At 72.5% G+C, this 21,159-nt stretch carries 15 protein-coding genes; 5 read left to right on the forward strand and 10 right to left on the reverse strand.

The window, feature by feature from the left end; all coding sequences use genetic code 11:
• Window positions 1-35: 35 nt before the first annotated feature.
• The 6 genes from TNCT6_RS02000 to TNCT6_RS02025 all read right to left on the reverse strand — a co-directional run bounded on the left by TNCT6_RS02000 (window position 36) and on the right by TNCT6_RS02025 (window position 8,867).
• Window positions 36-1,511, reverse strand: a complete 1,476-nt coding sequence (locus TNCT6_RS02000) for an SDR family NAD(P)-dependent oxidoreductase (RefSeq protein ID WP_141355956.1) — start codon at window positions 1,509-1,511, stop codon at window positions 36-38.
• Window positions 1,512-1,614: 103 nt separating this feature from the next.
• Window positions 1,615-2,976: a wax ester/triacylglycerol synthase family O-acyltransferase gene (locus TNCT6_RS02005; RefSeq protein WP_141365947.1), complete on the reverse strand. Its 1,362-nt coding sequence runs from the start codon at window positions 2,974-2,976 to the stop codon at window positions 1,615-1,617.
• Window positions 2,977-3,144: 168 nt separating this feature from the next.
• A complete protein-coding gene (locus tag TNCT6_RS02010; RefSeq protein WP_141355958.1) occupies window positions 3,145-5,484 on the reverse strand; it encodes a GH92 family glycosyl hydrolase in 2,340 nt (779 codons plus the stop codon).
• A 139-nt stretch (window positions 5,485-5,623) separates the two neighbouring features.
• Window positions 5,624-6,844 (reverse strand): glucose-1-phosphate adenylyltransferase, encoded by a 1,221-nt coding sequence (gene glgC / locus TNCT6_RS02015; RefSeq protein WP_141355960.1) that lies wholly within the window; start codon window positions 6,842-6,844, stop codon window positions 5,624-5,626.
• Window positions 6,845-6,901: 57 nt separating this feature from the next.
• A complete protein-coding gene (gene glgA / locus TNCT6_RS02020) occupies window positions 6,902-8,053 on the reverse strand; it encodes a glycogen synthase (RefSeq protein WP_141355962.1) in 1,152 nt (383 codons plus the stop codon).
• Between the two features lie 40 nt (window positions 8,054-8,093).
• Window positions 8,094-8,867, reverse strand: coding sequence for a (2Fe-2S)-binding protein (locus TNCT6_RS02025; protein WP_253265996.1), 774 nt, complete (start codon window positions 8,865-8,867; stop codon window positions 8,094-8,096).
• A 241-nt stretch (window positions 8,868-9,108) separates the two neighbouring features.
• Between TNCT6_RS02025 and TNCT6_RS02030 the strand changes: the two genes are divergently transcribed.
• The gene (locus TNCT6_RS02030; protein WP_141355964.1) at window positions 9,109-10,257 is read left to right on the forward strand and encodes a DMT family transporter; all 1,149 of its coding nucleotides are present in this window, start codon (window positions 9,109-9,111) and stop codon (window positions 10,255-10,257) included.
• 137 nt (window positions 10,258-10,394) lie between these two features.
• Here the strand turns inward: TNCT6_RS02030 and TNCT6_RS02035 are convergent, their stop codons facing one another.
• The gene (locus TNCT6_RS02035) at window positions 10,395-11,564 is read right to left on the reverse strand and encodes a transglycosylase family protein (RefSeq protein WP_141355966.1); all 1,170 of its coding nucleotides are present in this window, start codon (window positions 11,562-11,564) and stop codon (window positions 10,395-10,397) included.
• Window positions 11,565-11,971: 407 nt separating this feature from the next.
• Here TNCT6_RS02035 and gndA point away from each other — a divergent pair, with 407 nt between their 5' ends.
• Entirely contained in the window at window positions 11,972-13,411 is a 1,440-nt protein-coding gene (gene gndA / locus TNCT6_RS02040) for an NADP-dependent phosphogluconate dehydrogenase (protein ID WP_141355968.1), read from the forward strand.
• A 1,036-nt stretch (window positions 13,412-14,447) separates the two neighbouring features.
• On the opposite strand, the gene TNCT6_RS02045 is transcribed toward gndA, so the two are convergent.
• From TNCT6_RS02045 to panD, 3 genes are read right to left on the reverse strand one after another with little or no spacing between them, the layout of a single operon-like run.
• Window positions 14,448-15,104 carry an aspartate/glutamate racemase family protein gene (locus TNCT6_RS02045; RefSeq protein WP_141355970.1) on the reverse strand — a complete coding sequence of 219 codons (657 nt, stop codon included), beginning with the start codon at window positions 15,102-15,104 and terminating at the stop codon, window positions 14,448-14,450.
• Window positions 15,105-15,111: 7 nt separating this feature from the next.
• The gene (locus tag TNCT6_RS02050) at window positions 15,112-15,456 is read right to left on the reverse strand and encodes a GNAT family N-acetyltransferase (RefSeq protein WP_172632773.1); all 345 of its coding nucleotides are present in this window, start codon (window positions 15,454-15,456) and stop codon (window positions 15,112-15,114) included.
• 18 nt (window positions 15,457-15,474) lie between these two features.
• Window positions 15,475-15,894 (reverse strand): aspartate 1-decarboxylase, encoded by a 420-nt coding sequence (gene panD / locus TNCT6_RS02055; RefSeq protein ID WP_141355974.1) that lies wholly within the window; start codon window positions 15,892-15,894, stop codon window positions 15,475-15,477.
• A 515-nt stretch (window positions 15,895-16,409) separates the two neighbouring features.
• Between panD and TNCT6_RS02060 the strand changes: the two genes are divergently transcribed.
• The 3 genes from TNCT6_RS02060 to TNCT6_RS02070 all read left to right on the forward strand — a co-directional run bounded on the left by TNCT6_RS02060 (window position 16,410) and on the right by TNCT6_RS02070 (window position 21,096).
• Window positions 16,410-17,630: a metallophosphoesterase gene (locus tag TNCT6_RS02060; protein WP_141355976.1), complete on the forward strand. Its 1,221-nt coding sequence runs from the start codon at window positions 16,410-16,412 to the stop codon at window positions 17,628-17,630.
• 646 nt (window positions 17,631-18,276) lie between these two features.
• Entirely contained in the window at window positions 18,277-18,633 is a 357-nt protein-coding gene (locus TNCT6_RS02065) for a DUF5132 domain-containing protein (RefSeq protein ID WP_141355978.1), read from the forward strand.
• A 168-nt stretch (window positions 18,634-18,801) separates the two neighbouring features.
• Window positions 18,802-21,096 carry an ABC transporter ATP-binding protein/permease gene (locus TNCT6_RS02070; protein WP_141355980.1) on the forward strand — a complete coding sequence of 765 codons (2,295 nt, stop codon included), beginning with the start codon at window positions 18,802-18,804 and terminating at the stop codon, window positions 21,094-21,096.
• The last annotated feature ends 63 nt before the right edge of the window (window positions 21,097-21,159 follow it).

Consider the following 21,159-nt stretch of genomic DNA (forward strand, 5'->3'; position numbering starts at 1 on the left):
GGCCGGGCAGCCGAAGGGCCGTCCCGGCCGGCGGTTCACCACTTGCCCGGCGCGTAGTCCTTGAGGAAGACGCCGTACAGGTCCTCGCCCGCCTCGCCGCGGACAATCGGGTCGTAGACGCGGGCGGCGCCGTCCACCAGGTCGAGCGGGGCGTGGAAGCCGGCCTCGGCCATGCGCACCTTGTCGGGGTGCGGGCGCTCGTCGGTGATCCAGCCGGTGTCGACGGCCGTCATCAGGATGCGGTCCTTCTCGAACATCTCCTCGGCGCTGGTGCGCGTGAGCATGTTCAGGGCGGCCTTGGCCATGTTGGTGTGCGGGTGGCCGGCGCCCTTGTAGCCGCGGTTGAACACGCCCTCCATCGCGGAGACGTTCACGATGTAGGTGCGGCGGGCCGCGGCGGCCGCCATCGCCGGACGCAGCCGGCTGATCAGGATGAAGGGCGCCGTCGAGTTGCACAGCTGGACCTCCAGCAGCTCCACCGGCGTGACGTCCTCCACCGCCTGGATCCAGCTGTTGGTGTGGTGCAGGTCGGGCACCAGCCCGCCGGCGTCGATGGCCGTGCCGGCGGCGATCCGCTCCAGGGACGCCGAGCCGGAGACCAGCGCCAGGTCGGTGACGTCCTGAGCGGTGAGCGCGCCGCCACCGGCCACCGGCAGCTCCGCGACCGCCCCGGAGCCGAACGTGCCGATCACCTCGGCCGCGGGCAGTTCACCGGCCGGCATCGGGGCCGACTCGGCGGCGACCAGCTCGCTGTAGGCCTGCGGGGAGCGCCGTACGGTCTGGGCGGCGTTGTTGATCAGGATGTCCAGGGGCCCCTCGGCGGCGACCGAGTCGGCCAGGGCCACCACCTGGGCCGGGTCGCGCAGGTCGATGCCGACGATCTTCAGCCGGTGGATCCACTCGTCGCTGTCGGGCTGGGCCTTGAAGCGGCGGACGGCGTCATTGGGGAAGCGGGTCGTGATCGTGGTGTGCGCGCCGTCGCGCAGCAGCCGCAGCGCGATGTACATGCCGATCTTGGCTCGGCCGCCGGTGAGCAGGGCGCGCTTGCCCGTGAGGTCGGCGCGGGCGTCCCGGCGGGCGCGGTTCTCGGCGGCGCACCGCGGACAGAGCTGGTGGTAGAAGTAGTCCACTTCGACGTAGCGGGTCTTGCAGACGTAGCAGGAGCGCGGGCGCTGGAGTATGCCCGCGATCTGCCCCGCGCGCGTCACGGACGAGGGCAGGATGCCCTCGGTCTCGTCGTCGATGCGCTGCGCGGAGCCGGTGGCCGTGGCCTCCGTGACCGCCTTGTCGTTCGCGGTCTTGGCGGCCCGGCGCTCCTGGCGGCGGCGCTGCTTGACCGTGCGGTAGATGTGCGAGGTGGCCCGGCGCACGGCGACGGCGTCCGGGTGGTCCACGTCGATCCCGTCGAGCTCCTGGAGCACGGCGAGGCACACGGCCAGGCGTTCGGGGTCGATACCGGGCCCGTACACCACTTCGTCCGTGGCCGTCGAGCCCTCGTCTGTCACCGTCATCGCGCTGCCGTTCCCTGATCACCCGTGCGGCGCTCCGACTCGCGTCCGCTTTCGAACCGGGGATTTTACGGCAGCGCCGGGCCCGTAGGCCAAACCGCGGTGATCAGGATCCGCAGACCGTGATCAGGGTCTCCACCTCCTCGGCCACGGCGCGGGCGAGCCGGTTCAGGTCGGGCACGGCCTGCGCGTCGGCGACGAGCCCGTAGTGGACCTGGCCGCGGTAGGTGGAGATCGCGACGGCCAGGGACTGGCCGCGGGCCAGCGGCGCGAAGGGGTAGACCTCGGTCAGCGGGTGACCGCCGAGTTTCAGGCCGATGCCGGGCAGCGGCACGCTGGTGACCAGGATGTCGAACCACAGTCGGGCGGCCTGGGCGACCAGGGGTCCGCCGAGCCGGTGGCCGAGGGCGGGCACGTGGTCGGCGAGCAGCGCGACCGCGCCCGCGCCCCGGTTGGGTCCGGCGTCCTTGTTGCGGTCCATGGCGGTGCGCACGGCGCCGAGCCGGCGCAGCGGGTCCGGGTCGCCGACGGGGAGTTCCATCAGGTAGCCGGAGAGCCGGTTGCCCTGCGGGTGGGCGGTGCGCGGGCGGCGCCTGGAGACCGGGATCAGGGCGCGGGGCGCGATCCCCTCGGTGCCCTCGCCGCGCTCGTCGAGCCAGCGCCGCAGGGCGCCGGCGACGACCGCGATCAGCACGTCGTTGACGGTGCCGCCGACGGCCTTGCGGACCAGGTGCACGTCGTCGATGTCGACGACCGCGCCGGCGGTGCGGCGGGTTCCGGTGGGCTCGGCGGTGAGCGCCGGGGTGGACCGGGTGGCGAGGGACGAGAGGGCGACCGAGGCGCCGATGTCCAGGGCGCGGCCCACGTCGGACAGGGCGCCGCGCAGCGCCTCGGGCAGCTTGCGGACGTCGGGCAGCGGACCGCGTGCGGGCGCGGCCGGACGGGGCCGCGGGGTGGGCATGTCCATGGGGTCCAGAACGGCCGCGGCGAGGGTCAGGGCGCGCAGGCCGTCGGCGAGGGCGTGGTGGAACTTGAACAGCACGGCGAAGGAGACGCCGTCCTCGCCCGGCAGCACGTGCGCCTCCCAGGGCGGGCGGTTGCGCTCCAGCGGGCGCTGCATGAGCCGGCCCGCCTCGGCGTGGAAGTCCGTGGCCGGGGCGTGCAGGCGGACATGGTGGAGCGGGTCGAAGCCGGGATCGGGTTCGCGGGCGGCGCCGCCGAAGCCGAGCGGCGGGCGCAGCGCCTGGGCGAGGGGCCGGCGCAGGTCGAGCGGCCGCCACACGTCCCGGATCCGCATGCGCAGGCCGGGCACGGCGGCCGCGCGGGCGGCCAGCAGGTCGGCCGCGTGGGCGCCGGCGGTCGGCGAGTGGGCGGAGAAGACCCCGAGGGCGCCGAGGTGCATGGGGTGATCGGCGGACTCGATGTTCCAGAACGCCAGGTCGAGGGGAGCGAGCAGGTCGGGAGTCAATGGCTTGCCTCGCATCGGCGGTGGGTGTGTGGGCAGTCAACCGCCCTCGACTGATTACAGTCAAGTACGATCAAGCTACTCTCAGTTAACAACAGATTAAGTCGGACCCCAAGAGAAAGGGGTGGGGCACATGGGGCCTTTGAGGTCACTTCGGGCCTGCCGCGGGTGTCATCGCAGGGCGGGTGGCGCGGCCTGCGCGGACGTGCCCCACGCCGAGGGGCGGGGTCCCACGGTGTAGCTCAGGGTGCCGAGCGACCGCAGGGCGCGGGTGGTCAGATACGTCCGGTCGTGCGGCACCCGACCGGCCCGGACCGACTGGATGTACCGGTCCTCCCGCGAGGTGCCCGGCGCCGTGATGGTGAGGCCGCCGCGCGGGTAGTAGCCGCGGTCCAGGCGCAGGTCGACGCGTTCGAAGACGGGCGTGGACAGGCCCCAGGCGGGATAGCCGGGCTGGACGGGGAACAGGCCGACGGAGGCCAGCACCTTCCAGGCGGACATGGTGCCCAGGTCGTCGTTCCCGCTCAGCCCGGCCGGCTCGTCGGTGAACAGGGTCAGCGCGGCGTGCACCACGTCGGTGGTCTTCCACGGCTGCCCCGTCGACAGGTAGGTGTACGGAGCGGCGAGGTCCGGCTCGTTCATCGGGTTGTACTTGTCCGCGTCGTAGTAGGCGTACGGCCCGCTGACCCAGGTCTCGCGGACGGTGCGCTCCGGGTCCCTCAGCAGGTCGGCGTAGGCGAAGAACGCGTCGAGCCGTTCGTTGGCGGCGCGCCGGCCGCCGATCAGGCGCACCAGGCCGGGCAGGTCCTGCGGCACCAGCCACTGGTACTGCCAGGGCGTGCCCTCGTGGAAGCCGACGCCGCGGGCGGGGTCCGCCGGTCCGGTGAAGGCGCCGGAGGCGTCGCGGGCACGGAAGAAGCCGGTGGCGGGGTCGAACAGCTCGCGGTAGGCGCGGGATCGGGCGGCGTACCGCGCGGCGTCCGCGTGGTGGCCGAGGGCGCGGGCCATCTGCGCGAGCATCGCGTCCGACAGGGCGTACTCCAGGGTCGCCGACGCTCCGAACGCGTAGTCGGAGTGACCGGGCTTCGCGGGCTCGTGGCCCTTGCGGTACGGGACGTAACCGCGAGCGAGGTAGTCCGGGTTGGCGTCGCGGCCCACGGCCGGGGAGTCGGCGGGCGGCACCCCGTCGGCGTTCCGCCTCAGTGCCCGATAGGCCCGCTCCTCGTACCCCTTCAGCAGACCCTGCTGGTAGGCGTTGGTCAGGAACGGGGTGACCGGGTCGCCGGTCATGACGTTCGTCTCGACGGTGCCGTAGCCCCACTTGGGCAGCCAGCCGCTCTCCTCGGCGACCCTGATCACCGAGATCGCCATGTCCCGGGACTCGCGCGGCGCGAGCAGGGCCAGCAACGGTGCCTGGGTGCGGTAGGTGTCCCACAGCGACCAGTTCTGGTAGTAGGTGAAACCCCGCGCCCGGTGGATCCGCCCGTCCCAGCCGGTGTAGCGGCCGTCGGCGTCGCTGCCGGTGTTCGGCGCCAGGAACGAGTGGTAGAGGGCCGAGTAGAACGTGCGGCGCAGGACCGCGTCGCCGCCCCGGACGCGTACGTCGCCCAGCCGCCTCTCCCAGGACCGCCGGGCCGCGTCGCGCACCGCGTCGAAGGAACGCCCGCCCTCCGCCGCCAGGTTGCCCGCCGCGCCGGCCGCGTCGACGTAGGACAGCGCGGTCGTCGCCTCCACCGTGCGGTCCTCGGTGGTGTCGAAGCGGACGTAGGCGCCGCCGTGTCCGGTTCTGGACCCCGCCGTGACCCTGGTGCCGTCCCAGGTGCCGTACGCCGTGAAAGGCCGGTCGAAGCGGGTGACGGTGTAGACCGTGTAGGGCCGGGTGTCCCGGCAGAAGCCGCGGCCCGTGATCGCGGTCCGCACGGTGCGGTCGTCCAGGATCTCCACCTTCGCGGCGACCGGCTTGTGCAGCGCCTGGGCCGCGTTGAGCAGGATGTTGGCCTTGCCGGTGGCCGGGAAGGTGTAACGCTGCACCCCGGTACGCGCGCTCGCCGTCAGTTCGGCGCCGATACCGCCGGCACCGCCGGTGCCCGGGGACAGGCCGACGCGGTAGTAGCCGGGGCTCGCCCGCTCGGTGTCGTGGCTGAAGACGGCCGCGTACTTCGCGTAGTCCGTCCGAGTGACGTCACCGGTGGTCGGCAGCACCGGCAAGTCGCCGCCGATGCGGCAGCCGACGCCGGAGAGGTGGACCAGGGAGAAGCCGCGGACACGGTCCTGGTCGTGGTCGTAACCGGTGCTGTGGCCGGTGTCCGGCGAGAGCTGCACCATGCCGAAGGGCACGGCCGCGCCGGGGAAGGTGTTGCCCTCGTTCGCGGTGCCGATGAACGGGTCGACCAGATCGGTGAGCCGGTCGTCGCGCGCTTCGGCGGCCGGTGCGGCGACGGGAGCGGCGGTCAGCGCGGACGCTGCCACCGCCCCCGCCGCGCACAGGCGCAGGAGCCGGGTCCATCTCATGCAGGAAGACCTCCGAAGGAGACGTCACTGCCTGCATGATCAGGTCTGAGGGCCGGTCAGCCCGGCAACCGGCGGGTGTCGCGCGCGACGCGTCGCGGATCTGCGCCCCCTGCGCGGCCCCCGGACGCGCCGATTCGCGCTACGGGACCAGCTGTCCCTTGCCGAGGGCGATCACCCCGCCCTGGGAGACGGTGTACAGCTCGGCGTCCCGCTCGGGGTTGACGCCGATCGTCGCGCCGGGCGGCACCTCGACGTTCTTGTCCAGGACCGCGCCGCGCACGATGGCGCCCCGGCCCACCCGGACGTTGTCGTGCAGCACCGAGCCCTGGACGACCGCACCCGGGTCGACCCGGACACCCGGCGACAGCACGGAGCGGGTGACCTGCCCCCGGATCAGGCAGCCGGCGCTGATGATCGACTCGCCCGCGATCCCGCCCGCGTTGAACCGGGCCGGCGAGAGCTGACCCGAGTGCGTGTAGATCGGCCAGTCGCGGTTGTAGAGGTTGAACGCGGGGCGCTCGGCGATCAGGTCCATGTGGGCGTCGTAGTAGGCGTCGAGCGTGCCGACGTCCCGCCAGTAGCCCTGATCGCGGCTGGTCTCCCCGGGCACGTGGTTGGAGCCGAAGTCGTACAGCTGCGCCTCGCCGCGGTCGGTGAGCTGGGGCAGGATCGAGCCGCCCATGTCGTGCACCGACCGGTCGTCCTCCGCGTCCCGCTGAAGTGCCTCGATCAGCACCTTGGTGGAGAAGACGTAGTTGCCCATCGAGGCGAAGACGCACTGCGGGTCGTCGGGCAGCCCCGGCGGGTCGGCGGGCTTCTCCAGGAAACGCTGCACGGTCTGCCCGTCCGAACCGGGGGTGATCACCCCGAACGACGACGACTCCGCGCGCGGCACCCGGATGCCCGCGACCGTCACACCCGCGCCGCCCTCGATGTGCTCCCTGAGTAACTGCCGCGGGTCCATGCGGTAGACGTGGTCGGCACCGAACACCGCTACGTAGTCGGGCTGTTCGTCGTGGATCAGGTTGAGCGACTGAAGGATCGCGTCGGCGCTGCCCAGGTACCAGCGCGGCCCGAGCCGCTGTTGGGCGGGGACCGGGGTGATGTAGTTGCCGAGCAGGCTGGACATCCGCCACGTGGTGGTGATGTGCCGGTCCAGCGAATGCGACTTGTACTGGGTCAGCACGCAGATGCGCAGGATGTCGCCGTTGACGAGGTTGGACAGAACGAAATCGACGAGCCGGTAGGTGCCGCCGAACGTGACCGCGGGTTTGGCGCGGTCCGCGGTCAGCGGCATCAGCCGTTTGCCCTCTCCGCCCGCGAGGACGATCCCGAGGACCGAAGGTCCACCACGACGCATGGCCGCTCCCCTCACCCGGTTGCGTCCCTCCTGCACCTGAGCAGGAGGGATAGAGCCCTAAGCCTGTCCGAGGATCTCCTCGTAGAGCCGCACGGTGCGCCGGGCGACCGCGTCCCAGCCGAACTCCTCCACCGCGCGCCGTCTTCCGGCCTCACCCATGCGGCGGGCGCCGTACCGGTCCGCGAGCACCGTGTCGAGGGCGCGGGCGAGCCCGGGCTCGAAATCGCCGTCCACCGGCACGAGTACCCCCGTCCGGCCGTCGTCGACCACCTCGGGGATCCCGCCGACCCGGGAGGCCACGACGGGTGTGCCGCACGCCATCGCCTCCAGGTTGACGATGCCCAGCGGCTCGTAGACCGAGGGGCAGACGAAGACGGCGGCGTGGGTGAGGAGCTGGATCACGTCCGGGCGCGGCAGCATCCGCGGAATCCAGTGCACGCCGTCGCGGGTCCGGCTCAGCTCCTGGTAAAGGTCCCGGAACTCCCGGTCGATCTCCGGTGTGTCCGGCGCCCCCGCGCACAGCACCACCTGCGCGGCCGGGTCGATGTCCCGTACCGCCCGCAGCAGATGGGGCACGCCCTTCTGCCGGGTGATGCGGCCGACGAACAGCACGTACGGGCGGTCCGGGTCGAGGCCGACGCGGTCGAGGGCGTCCGTGCCGTGGTCCGGCCGGTAGAGGGTGGTGTCGATGCCGTTGTGGATGACGTGCACCCGGGCCGGGTCGAGCGCCGGGTAGCAGCCGAGGATGTCCTCGCGCATGGCGCCGGAGACGGCGACGACCGCGTCGGCGGACTCGATCGCGGTGCGCTCGGCCCAGCCGGACAGGGCGTAGCCGCCGCCGAGCTGTTCGGCCTTCCAGGGGCGCAGGGGCTCCAGGGAGTGCGCGGTCATCACGTGCGGCACGCCGTACAGCAGTTTGCCGAGGTGACCGGCGAGGTTGGCGTACCAGGTGTGGGAGTGGACGAGTTCGCGGCCCTGGAGCGCGGCGGCCATCGCGAGGTCGACGGAGAAGGTGCGCAGCGCGTCGTTGGCGCCGTCCAGCGCGGGCCAGGGACGGTGGCGTACGACGCCGTCGGCGCGGCCCTCGCCCCAGCAGTGCACCTCCAGGTCCACCAGCGGCCCGAGCTCCCGCGCGAGGAACTCGACGTGGACGCCCGCACCGCCGTAGACGTCCGGCGGGTACTCCCGGGTCAGCAGTCCCACGCGCACCCGCAACCCCCTGGTCCGAAGCGGCCGGTCGCCTTCATGGTCACTCAGATGCGGCCCGTGGGGAAGAGCCCGGCACCCGGGTGAAGCAGCAATCCCCGCAGAGGCCGCCGCCGGGGACGCGGTAGTAGAGGCAGCAACTGCGCCGCCGGAAGCCGCCGCCGGTACCCGTGCCGGCCCCGTGGAGGAGGGGATGGGCGAGGAGGCGTGCGGCCAGTTCCCGGGCATGGTGGCCTGCCGCCGTACGGCCGCTGTCACGCGCCCGGCTCTCCAGCAGGCGTGCCGCGGCCGCCAGCGCGGAGGCCGCGTTGCCCCGCAGCAGACCGGGTGCGAGGCGGTACCGGGCGCGCAGGGCGGCCGCCAGGGGTTCGAGGTGCCCGTGCAGGACGGCGTCCGCGACCGTGTCCGGGTCCGCCGGGCGGGCGCGCACCTCGGTGAGCCACAGGTCGTCCGGGGCGCTGCCGGCGGGGTCCCAGAGGATCAAACGGGCGTCCAGGTCGGGGAGCCGCCCGTACAGCACGGCGCAACCGAGCGCGGCCGACCACAGCCGGGCGGCGAGCGCCTGGTGCGCGACCGAGGCGGCGACCCGGGATTCGGGGGCGCCGATGCCGTCGGCGACCCGGCGGACCCGTACGGCCAGGGGATGCCCGTCGGGGTCGGTCGCCGGATCGGTGACGGGGGCGGTCGTGGGATCGGTGACGGGGGCGGCGTAGGCCTGGGCGAGGGAGGGCAGTGGCCGGTGCGGCGGGGCGCCGGTCCGCAGGACGAAGAAGCCGCCGAGGTCGTTCAGCGCGGCGAGGTCGGGGGCGAGGTTCACGGGAAGCAGTAGTACCAAGGCCCGTCGAGCGGTGCGCAAGGGGTTCCGGCAGGCGCTCCGCGTCCCGTGTCGCCCACCCAGGGGAGGACGGCGGGCGGGGCGTACTCCATCGGCAGTAGGACCTATTGACTGCTCAGGGACGACGACGCGAGGCGATCGGCACGGCAGGGTGGTCAACCATGGAAGCCGACCGTTCGTCGCGCCGGGGTCGCCGCCCCAGCCCCACGCGGAGGTGCAGCTCATGAGCGCCCTCGCGCTGTCCGTGCTGCTGTCCTTCGTGTCCGCCGTGGCCTACGCCGGCGGTGCGATCGTCCAGGAGCGGGTCGCGGTGTCCTCCCCCGGCGAGCGGTACGCGCCGCTGCGCCGGCCCGCCTGGTGGGCGGCGCTGGTGCTGAACGGTCTCGGCGGACTGCTGCACGTGGTGGCCCTGGCCTGCGGCCCGCTCAGCCTGGTGCAGCCGCTGGGCGCCCTGACCATCGTGTTCGCGCTGCCGATGGCGGCCCTGTTCGTCGGCCGGCGGGCCGGCGCCGCCGCCTGGCGTGGCGCGATCATGGCGACGGTGGGGCTCGCGGGTCTGCTGTCCCTGGTGGGCGCCTCCCAGGCCCAGTCGCTGAGCACCGCGCAGCGGGGGAGCCTGGCCGTGGTGACCGCCGGTGTGGTCGCGGCGCTCACGGTCGCGGGCCGGGCGGCGCACCGGCATCCGGCGGTGCGCAGCGTGCTGCTCGCCACCGGATCCGGCATCGCCTTCGGCATGTCCTCGGTGTTCACCAAGACCGTCACAGTCGACTTCACCGACGGGATCGCGACGTCGGAACTGCCGTCCCTGGCCGCGATAGGCGTCCTGGCCACGGCCGGGATCCTGCTGTCGCAGGCGTCGTACCGGGGCGGCGGCCTGGCGGCGCCGCTGGCCACGCTGACGGTGGTGAACCCGGTGATGGCGGCCGCGGTAGGGCTGACGCTGTTCGGCGAGACCTTCCGCTACGGCACGACGGGCACCGTGCTCGCCCTCGGCTGCGGTGTGGTGGCCGCGGGCGGGCTGATCCTGCTGACGACCGAGCGCATCGAGCGTACGGCTCCGGTCGTGGTGAGCGGGCCGGGCCCGGACGGGGAGGCGTCGCCCGCCGGGGTGGCGCCGTCCGCCGAGGTGCCGTCACCCGCAGAGGCGGTGCTGTCCGCCGAGGCATCCGGGGGCTCCGGGCGGGGCGTGAGGGTGGACACGGTCGTCGTCCCGGTCGCACCGGCGGCGCGGGAGGAGGACCCCGCGCAGGGGGAACCACCGCTCGTTCTCGGCCTGTTCTACGGTGCCCCGGGCTACGGCGGGCAGTTCCACGCGAACCCCTGCGTACCGGTGCCCGCGCCCGACCGACACGAGTCCCGCGTCGGATCCTGACTTACGGCGGCCGGACACGTGTACGGGGCCGAATACGGGTACAGGTTCGGGTCCGGGACGGGTCCAGGTGCGGGTCCGCGTACTGGTACGGGTCCGAGTCCGACTCCGGGCCCGGGTTCCGATCCCGTTGCGGCGGGTCAGATCCTGACGCCGCGGGCCCTCAGATAGGCGAGCGGATCGACGTCGGTGCCGAAGCCGGGCCCCGTGCGCACCTCGAAGTGCAGATGCGGTCCGGTGACGTTGCCCGTGGCCCCCGAGCGGCCGATGCCGCGCCCGGCGGCGACCGTCTGCCCGGCCCGCACGGATATCGCCGACAGGTGACCGTACTGCGTGTAGTGGCCGTCGGCGTGACGGATGACCACCTGGTAGCCGTAGGCGCCGCCCCAGCCCGCGCTGACCACCCGGCCGGCCGCGGCCGCCTTCACCGAGGTGCCGGTGGGCACCTCGAAGTCGACGCCGGTGTGGTAGCCCTTCGACCAGTGGGCGCCGTTCGCGTGGTAGGGCGTACCGACGCTGCCGCCGACGGGGGCGACGAGGGTCTGCGGGGTGGCGTGGGGCCGGGACTCGGCCGTGCCGGCGGCGGGCTTGGCCTCCCTGGCGGGGCGCGTGGCGGTGGACGTCCTGCGGTGCGGCTCGGCCGTCGTAGGCGACTTGGGCACGGCGAGCCGCTGGCCCGGCACGATCAGGTTCGGATCGGTGCCCACGGTCGTACGGTTGGCGGCGTACAACTGCCGCCAGCCGCCGGAGACATGACGCTCCTCGGCGATGCCGGAGAGGGTGTCGCCGCGGACCACCTTGTACATCTCGGCACTGCCGGCCCGCGCCTGCGGCGCGGTCTGCGGCCGTACGTCGACCTCGCGGGCGGAGCTCTTGGCACCGCGCACGGTCCGCTGTCCGGCCGTGTCCGGGTGGACGTCGGGGGCCCCGCCGCCCCGGGCGAGACCGGCCCGCGTCGAGCACACCGGCCAGGCACCGGGTCCCTGCCCGTCGAGCACCTTCTCCGCGACGGCGATCTGCTGGTCCCGGGTGGCCAGGTCCGCGCGGGGCGCGTACCGCGTCCCGCCGTACGCCTCCCAGGTGGACCGGGTGAACTGGAGGCCGCCGTAGTAGCCGTTGCCCGTGTTGATGTGCCAGTTGCCGCTCGACTCGCAGGCGGCCACCTTGTTCCAGGTGGAGGCGTCGGCGGCGTGCGCGGCTCCGGCGCCGATGAGCGGAATGGCCATCCCGGCGCCGCCCGCCGTGACGGTGAGCGAGGCGCGGTTGATCCTGTTCGGCTGATACCGGCGGTGCCGGCCGCGTACGGCCATCTCAAGCCCCCTCGACATGCGTCAGGAGGGGCGAAAGTAACCGCCGCGAACAGGCCGTGACAAGACGGCTATCGGCCGGTTCGTCACCCCAACTGGCCGGTTACGGACCCCGATTGGCCGGATCCGCGGGCCGTGCGCTGAGCCACTGGGCCCCCGCCGCGCGTATGGAAGGGTGCCGGTTCCGGATGTGCGCCCGCCGTACCGGCACGTCAGGATGGTCGAAAGGGTATGAACGGCGATACTGGCGGGCACGACGGCGCGACGGACGGCGGGCCGGCGACGAGACCGACGGCAAAACCGGCGGCGGACCGGCCGTCAGCGGCACCGGCGGCGCACCGGCCGACGGCACCGCGGCGGGCCCCAGCGTTCCACTTGATGATTCACCGGATTTTCGAGGAGCAGGCGGTATGAGCACTACAGCCCAGATCGGCGTCACGGGACTCGCGGTCATGGGCCGCAACCTCGCCCGCAATTTCGCGCGCAACGGCTACGCGGTCGCGCTGCACAACCGGACGGTGGCCCGGACGCACGCCCTGGTCGAGGAGTTCGGGCACGAGGGGGACTTCGTCGCGGCCGAGACCGCGAAGGAGTTCGTGGCGGCCCTGGAGCGGCCGCGGCGCCTGGTCATCATGGTGAAGGCCGGCGAACCGACCGACGCGGTGATCCAGGAGTTCGCCCCGCTGCTGGAGCCCGGCGACATGATCATCGACGGCGGCAACGCGCACTTCGCGGACACCCGGCGCCGGGAGCGCGAGCTGCGCGAGCAGGGCATCCACTTCGTGGGCGCCGGGATCTCCGGCGGCGAGGAGGGAGCGCTGCACGGGCCGAGCATCATGCCGGGCGGCTCGAAGGAGTCGTACCAGTCGCTCGGTCCGATGCTGGAGAAGATCTCCGCGAAGGCGAAGGACGGCGCTCCGTGCGTCACGCACGTCGGCCCCGACGGCGCCGGGCACTTCGTGAAGATGGTGCACAACGGCATCGAGTACGCCGACATGCAGCTGATCGGCGAGGCGTACCAGCTGCTGCGGGACGTGGCCGGGTACTCCCCCGCCCAGATCGCGGAGATCTTCCGCACCTGGAACACGGGCCGACTCGACTCGTACCTGATCGAGATCACGGCGGAGGTTCTGTCCCACGTGGACGCGGCGACCGGCAAGCCGTTCGTGGACGTGGTGCTGGACCAGGCCGAGCAGAAGGGCACCGGCCGCTGGACGGTCCAGATCGCCCTCGACCTGGGCGTGCCGGTCTCGGGCATCGCGGAGGCGGTCTTCGCCCGTTCCCTGTCGGGCCACGCGGACCTGCGGGAGGCCTCACGCGGACTGGCGGGCCCGAAGGCGTCCCCGCTGAGCGAGTCGGAGGCGGCCGCCTTCGCCGACCGGGTGGAACAGGCGCTGTACGCCTCGAAGATCGTGTCCTACACCCAGGGCTTCCACGAGATCGCCGCCGGCAGCGAGGAGTACGGCTGGGACATCGACCTCGGCGCGGTCTCCGCCATCTGGCGCGGCGGCTGCATCATCCGCGCGGCCTTCCTGGACCGGATCCGCGCGGCTTACGACGCCCGCCCGGACCTGCCGAGCCTGCTCTCCGACGACACCTTCGCCCAGGAGATCGCGGCGGCCCAGGACGACTGGCGCGAGGTCCTGGTCGCCGCGACCCGGCAGGGCGTGCCGGCCCCCGGCTTCTCGGCCGCCCTCGCGTACTACGACGCCCTGCGCGCCGAGCGGCTGCCCGCCGCGCTCACCCAGGGGCAGCGGGACTTCTTCGGGGCGCACACGTACCGGCGGGTGGACCGGGACGGCTCCTTCCACACGCTGTGGGGCGGGGACCGGTCGGAGGTGACGGCGTAGGGGTTCCGCTTCCCCGGCCGCCTCGGCCGGGGGTGGCCGCGTAGCAGGCGGAAGACGGTGGGCGGCTGGGGAGCCGCCCACCGTCTTCCTTCGTTCGCGGTCGGGGGCGAGGGGTGCCTGCGGTACGCCTGCGCGGTACCGGGGACGGGCCGGTCTTGGGGGCAGGTCGGGTCCCGGGGCCGGTCAGGTCCCACAGTCATGTCGGGCCCACAGTCATGTCGGGCCCGGGGTCATGTCGGGCCCGGGGTCATGTCGGGCCCGGGGTCATGTCGGGCCCGGGGTCAGGCCGGGGCCCAGGGGTCAGGTCCCGGAACCCGGCCGGGTTCCGGGGGCAGGTCGGGTGTCGGGGCAGGGGACCTGTACCGCAGCCAGGTCAGGTCCCGGGGTCAGGTCGTGTGTCGGGTCAGGGGTGGTCCCGGCTCCGGGTTCGGGAACGGCTCCGGACCCGGCGGGATCGGGGACGGCGGGGGCTCCGGAGGCGGAGGACCGGGCGGAGGGCTGGGGATCGGGCCCGGGGGCGTGGGCGGGATCGGACCGGGTCGCGGAGGCGCGGGGGGCGGGGTCGGGCCCGGACCGGGTGGCGGACCTGGCGGTGGGCTCGGCGGCGGCCCTGGTGCCGGAGGGGGTTCCGGGGCCGGGGGCGGCTCCGGTGTGGGCACGGGGTGCGGTTGCGGCTGCGGATGCTGGGGGTCCGGACCCGGCATGGGTGAGGGCGAGGTGGGGTCCGGGTACGGGTCGGTCATGGCGTCCTCCGGCCAGTCGGTCGACATCGGCTCTGGACTACTCCCCCACCTACCCGACCGCCGCGCCACCAGTCACCCGACGGCGCCGGGGAAGAGGACCCGGGTGGCCCCCGCCTCACGGGGATCGGGAAGGGCGCGTCCGCCCCGGACGAGAGCCGTCGCCACCGCTCCATGGGCACGGCGGGAGGGCCGTCTGGCCCGGCCGGCATGTACGGCCTGCCTGGGCAACTCCCGACGATCGCGGCGCGTGCCGCGGGCCATGGCCGTGCGCCGTGCGCCGTGAACCTTGGAGGTCAAGCGGGCCTGTTTCGTGACGCACCTGCCGCCGCTGCCGCCGCCGCGAGGCCCTGGGCGGGACTGGAGAGGACAGGGATCGAGGTCGTCGTGAGGTCCCGGGCGGGAGCCATGGAGGCCTGGGCGAGGACGATCGCGTCGGCGTGGGTGACCCGGTCGGCCACGGCGGCCACTTCGCGCACGTATCCCTCGTTGTCGCCGGCCTCGAAGCGGGACCAGGCGGCGTCGACGAGCACGGGGCGGACGGTGACGGTGCGCCCGGCGCGGCGGGCCTCCTCCTCGATGAGCGCGGTGGTCGGCGCGAGGGTGCTCGCCAGCGCCGCGAGGAGGACCACCCGCGGCCCGGCGGCGACCGCGGCTGCCGCCATGGGGCGGTCCACCCGCAGCACCGGCACGGTGAGCCCCGACGCCCCCGCCTCCTCCGCGACGCCGCCGAGGGTCGAGCAGGTGCACAGGACCGCCCGGGCCCCCTCGGCGATCGTTCGGCCCAGCACCGCCGCCACCGCGTCCGTCACCGCCGCCGGACCTTCCCGGCGAGCCCGGCGCAGCAGCCGCTCGTCGACGAAGTGCCGTAGCCGGAGGCCGGGGTGGGTCTCGTCGCGCAGCGCGTCGAAGACCGGGACGTGCACCGGCGAGGTGTGCAGCAGGGCGAGCATCGACCGCTCAGAACCGTTCCGGATGCGCCGCGAGCCACTCCCGCGCGGCACCCAGCAGCTCGGGGTCGGCCGCCGGTGCCTCGTCACGGTGACGTTCGGCCCACTTGACGACGTACGGACAGAGCGGGGCCACGGTGGCACCCTCGCGCCCGGCGATGGCGTACAGCTCGCGCGCCAGCGAGCCCGCGATGCCCCGGCCCTCGTGAGCCGGCTCCACGATCGTGTGCACGGGTACAAGCGCCCGCCCGGGCCGTTCGAGAACGAAGTACTCGATGCGGCCGACGACCGCACCGCCCTCCACCGCCTCGAGGTGTCCCGCCGACCGGTCGTCGCGGATCTCGATGTCGCTCACGGTCACGCTCCTGGTCGGTCAGCTCGATACGGCCTGCGGGCTGCGCTCCTGGTCGGAACCCGGCACCGGCTCGGAGGCGTCGGCGCCGAGCGCCACCATACGGTTGTCCGCGTCGACGTGGACGACCCGCGGCTGCAAGACCCGCGCCTCGGCGTCGGTGACCTGGGCGTAGCTGATGATGATCAACAGGTCTCCGGGATGCACGAGATGCGCGGCGGCACCGTTGATCCCGACGACCCCGGACCCGCGCTCCCCCTCGATGACGTACGTCTCCAGCCGGGCGCCGTTGGTGACGTCGACGATGTTCACGAGCTCACCGGGCAGCAGATCGGCGGCGTCGAGCAGGTCCGCGTCGATGGTCACGGATCCCACGTAGTGCAGGTCGGCCTGGGTGACGGTGGCGCGGTGGATCTTGGACTTGAACATGGTGCGCAGCACTTTGGACTCCTGGAAGACGGCTCCCTGCCTGCTTTCTGCAGGTCAAGGGCGATGTTCACCCTACACGGGCACGCCTCGGACCGGTGCTTTCTACAACATCGCTCCACTCTGGCGAGCAGGCTCCCTGCCTGGGCTTCCGTGCGAACCAGACTGTTGTGACACCGCCGACCACGCACCTACTCGGACGCTCTTCGCGGAATGCGCCAGGACCGATGCTGACGAAACGCTGACTTGCCTGACGGTGCATCAGGGGCATGCAAGGCATAGGCAGGTCACTTTCCAGGAGCACCTGACGAGTCAACGCGCTATAGCCACTCTCAGCCCGCATGAACAGCGCGCCTGCGGACCGCGCCCTGATGGCGGTTCATGCCAAGGGAGGTGCCTGCGGTGGAGTCTCGCCTTCCCGCTGAGAACCCTTCGCCCCAAGGGGGTCGCGCCCATGAACGCCGGTCCGGCCGGCCCGAGGGCGACCGGATACAGTGCGCGAGACGGCAGCCTGGTCAGGGAGGGGAAGCGTGACCGACACCAGCAACACCCGACCCGTCGACAGCGAGGCGCAAGCGCCGCGGCAGAGCCGACTGCACCGCCTGATGCGCTACATCCCCCTGATCGCCCCCGTCCTGCTGTGGGCCGTGCCCTGCTGGGTGCTCCTGCACAGCGGCCAGCACTGGCCGCTGCCCGTCACGCTGGCCGGCACCGCCCTGTTCGCCCTGGGCCTCATCGGTATGCCGCTCGCGATGGTGCGCGGCCACGGCCGGCGCCAGCAGGACCGGGCGGCCATCGTCGGTGACACCCTGCTGGGCACCAGCTGGGTTCTGTTCACCTGGTCCGTTCTCCTCGGCGTCCTGTTGCGGCTCGCCCTGACCGCGGTCGGCGTCGGCGAGAGTCAGGACCGGGCCCGCATCGTCACCTGGGCCATCCTCGGCACAACCGCCGTACTGCTCGCCTGGGGGTACGCCGAAGCCCGCCGCGTTCCACGCGTGCGCCGACTCGACGTGCAACTCCCGCGACTGGGTGCCGGGTTGGACGGCATCCGCGTCGTGCTCATCACCGACACCCACTACGGCCCGCTCGATCGCGCTCGCTGGTCGGCACGGGTGTGCGAGACGGTGAACACTCTGGAAGCCGACCTGGTCTGCCACACCGGGGACATCGCGGACGGCACGGCCGAACGCCGCCGCGCCCAGGCCGTCCCACTCGGTACCGTGCGGGCCAGCCGGGCCCGTGTATACGTCACTGGCAACCACGAGTACTACAGCGAGGCCCAGGGCTGGGTCGACCTGATGGACGAGCTGGGCTGGGAGCCACTGCGCAACCGCCATCTGCTGCTCGAACGCGGAGGCGACACCCTCGTGGTCGCCGGCGTGGATGACGTCACCGCCGAGTCCTCCGGCCTGGCAGGCCACCGCGCCCACCTCGCCGGAGCTTTGAACGGCGCCGACCCCGACCTGCCCGTCCTGCTCCTGGCACACCAGCCCAAGTTCGTCGACCGGGCGGCAGCAGCCGGCATCGACCTCCAACTCTCCGGCCACACCCACGGCGGCCAGATCTGGCCCTTCCACCACCTGGTCCGCATCGACCAGCCCGCCCTCGCCGGCCTCAGCAACCACGGCACCCGCACCCTCCTCTACACCAGCCGCGGCACCGGCTTCTGGGGCCCGCCGTTCCGCGTCTTCGCCCCCAGCGAGATCACCCTGCTCGTGCTCCGCAGCCCGCACCTGCCCACCTCGCCGTAGCACTGAGCGGGCGGTTGTGATCCTTCCCATCATGATGGCGCTCGCAGCGTTCCAGTGAGCAGCTGACGACAAGTTCGTCCCGCCTCGGCGACAGTCACGCCCAGCGGACGCAATCGCCGACGCGCCGCGATCACCCAAGCCTTGGAACACGCATCGTGGCCGTCAGTCGCCAGGCGCACGAGCCGCCCCTTGATCAGCGGATGCGCCGACTGGAAGCGCCTGCTGTCCGAAGGCTCGGCGGTAGTCCGTCCGGCCCTCCTGGCCGGGGCATACGCACGACTGGAGCAGATGGACGCGGGAGGAGCGCCTCAATACGCCGGGGGAAGGAACACGGCGATTCTCGACGTGTAGGAAAATAATTCCAGCACATCATCCGAGAGTTATACATACTGCAATCAGCGTTGACCTGGAAGATCAAGAACACTCACATGAGTGAAACCAGCCGGGTCCATTTGGCCTCGACGGACATGGCTCGACTACGGTGGCGGAAGAGCGGGTTCCGGAACCCATGGACGAGGAATTCGACCCGGTAGGGGAATCGCGAATTCTGGAAATGGGCGCTTCCGTCCGCCCAGCTGTGTGCTGCTTCGGTGTTCGCAGTGCCCGGGGTCCCTGTCATCCATATCCGTAGCGAGGATGGAGCATCATGCCGCCCGTAGTACCGCCCTTCCTGATCGGTCTCATCGCCGCGCCACTGGCCAAGCGTCTCCTCAAGCCGCTGATGCGCGGTGTCGTCAAGACGTCCGTCGGTATCGCCCTTGAGGTACGGAAGGCGACCCTTGAGGCCGGAGAGAACATCCACGACCTTGCGGCCGAGGTGGCCGCCGAGATGGTGGCGGCTCAGGTCGCCGTCGGTGACGTCGAAGTACGTTCGGGTGACGGTCGGCAGGCCGCCGAGAGCAGCACCCCGAAGAGCGAGAAGGACGAGGTCGCCGCCCGGACCGACGCCGAGGCGAGGGCTCCGAAGATCCGCGCGACCGCTGCCGCCGCCAAGGCGCGCTGACGGCTTTCCCAGCGGCCCGGGCCGTCACGCGGGCTCGATAAATGCACCCGAGTGGCGGTCGGCTGCGGATCTGCCGGCCGCATCGCATTCCCCAGACTTTCCGCTCCGTCGCGTTAATCCGTCGCGCTCGTCACGGTTTTTGCGACCTCCACAAAGGTGATCGTGCACATGCCATCTCTGCTGGGTGCCGCAGCCGGATATCGCTCCGTGGATTTGGACGTACGCCCGCGTTCGGTCATTCCGGGCCGCCAGCGCTGGGACGTCAAGCTGGTTCTCGGGCGGCCTCAGAGGGCCGAAGTCCTCGCCGCGACCCTGCGACGCCTTCCCGGCATCACCGAGGCAGAGGCCAGCCCGATCACCGGCGGGGTCCTCGTCCGGCACGACGCGCGGGTGAAGGCCGCGGACGTCGGCCGGCTCGTCCGCAAAGCCGTCACCCTGGTTGTCGAGGGCCCGGCCGGAGCGGGGCGTCCGTCCACGGCGCCACCCGCCGCCGAGCCGGCCCCGCTCGCGGATCCCGGCGTTGTGCGCCCCGTGCTCGCCGTCGGAGGTGGGGTGGCGGCCGGCATCGCCCTGCTCCGCGGGTCGGCGCTGAGCAAGCAGCTGGTGGCCCTGGGCGGAGTGGCGGCGGCGACCGCGGCCGTCGTCCGGAAGGCCTGGCGCAGAACGCTCGACGCGACCCAGGACCTGCCCGGAACGGGAGCGGAGCAGCACCCCCTGCTGGAGATCGTCGGACCGCACCGCAGGCGTCTCTACCGCGCCTCCGCGCTGTCGGTCGCCTGCCAGGTCTCGGAGATGGCGCTCGGCACCTTCCTCGGCTGGACCGCGCTGGTCCTCATCAAGGGCGAGGCCGCTCCGCTCGTCCGCTTCGGTCTGACCACCGCGTCCGCTCAACTCTGGGGACTGGCAGGGCTGGTGGCTGTCGCCTGTGCCGCCGTGGCGGGCCTCTCGTACTCCTCGAACCTCCAGTGGCGCCAACTCGGCCAGGACATCGAGCACGACTGGCGCAACCGGACGTACGCCCATGTGCAGCACCTCGAACTGCGGCACCTGGAAGGCGAGCGGACCACCCGGATCGCCGGCGCGCTCACCGACGACGTCCGCCAGCTGGGCACCTTCTTCGCCACCTCGGCCAACGACCTGCTGCAACTGGGCACCAGCCTGGCCCTCCTGGTGCCGCTGTTCCTGCTGCTGGCACCGCAGATCGCCTGGGTCGCGTTCCTGCCCATCCCGGTCATCGCCTGGCTGTCGGTCCACTACCAGGACAAGGTCACGGCCGACTACGCCGTCTCCGGTGAACACCGCGCCAGGCTGCACAGCCAGTTGGTGAACACGCTGCAGGCCGGCGCCACCGTCAAGAGCTTCTGCACCGAGGACTACGAGGCCGAGCGCATCGACCGGCTGAGCGGAGAGGCTCAGGAGAGCAACCAGCAGACCGACCGGAGCACGATTCGCCACACCGAGATCGTCCGGATCTGCACGACCGGCTCGATGGCCGGAACCCTGCTGATCGGCGGCCGGTCGGTGCTCGACGGCAGCCTGCCGTTCGAGGTGTTCAGCCCGCTGATCGGGCTGCCCCAGATGGTGCTGCTGCGGATGAACCGGCTCGGCGGCATCGTCGACCAGTACCAGCGCACGATCACCGCCTACGACCGGGTCCAGCGGCTGCGCACCCTGCCCGCCGAGACCGACGGTACCGGCGGACCGCTCGACGTCGAGGAGGTGCGCGGGGAGATCGTCCTCGACGACGTGACCTTCGCCTACCCCGGTCGGCCGCCGGCGCTGGAGGACCTCTCGCTGACCATCCCAGCCGGGCAGGTCACCGCCCTCGTCGGCGCCACCGGCTCCGGCAAGACGACGATCGCCAAGCTGCTGATGCGATTCCATGACGCGGAGATCGGCAGCGTGCTGCTCGACGGGCGGGACGTGCGCGACCTGCCGCGGCACGATCTGCGCCACGCGATCGGGTTCGTCGCCCAGGATCCCTTCCTCTTCGACGGCACCATCGCCGACAACATCCGCTACGGCAGCTTCGGCGCCTCGGACGACGCCGTGGTCGAGGCGGCCACGAAGGCCGAGGCACACTCCTTCGTCGCGACATTGCCGGACGGCTACGACACGGTGATCGGCGAACGCGGCGCCGCACTCTCGGGTGGGCAGCGGCAGCGGATCGCGCTGGCGCGCGCGATCCTCAAGGACGCGCCGGTCGTGATCCTCGACGAAGCCACCTCCGCCGTGGACAACGAGACCGAGGCCGCCATCCAGCGCACGCTCCGCGTCATCGCCGCCGGCCGGACCATGGTGATCATCGCCCACCGGCTCTCCACGGTCCGCCACGCCGACCGGATCTACGTCATGGACAAGGGCGGAATCTTGGCCGAGCAGGGCACCCACGACGAACTCCTCGCCCAGCACGGGCTCTACGCATCCCTCTGGCAACTCCAGTCCGGCGAACTCGCTGCCTGACCGCAGCTGCCGCGCCACCCCACCGCCGACCGCGCGACACCACCGCGGTCGGCGGGTCCCAGC

Origin of the sequence: Streptomyces sp. 6-11-2 (genome assembly GCF_006540305.1) — a bacterium.
Classification (GTDB): Bacteria; Actinomycetota; Actinomycetes; order Streptomycetales; family Streptomycetaceae; genus Streptomyces.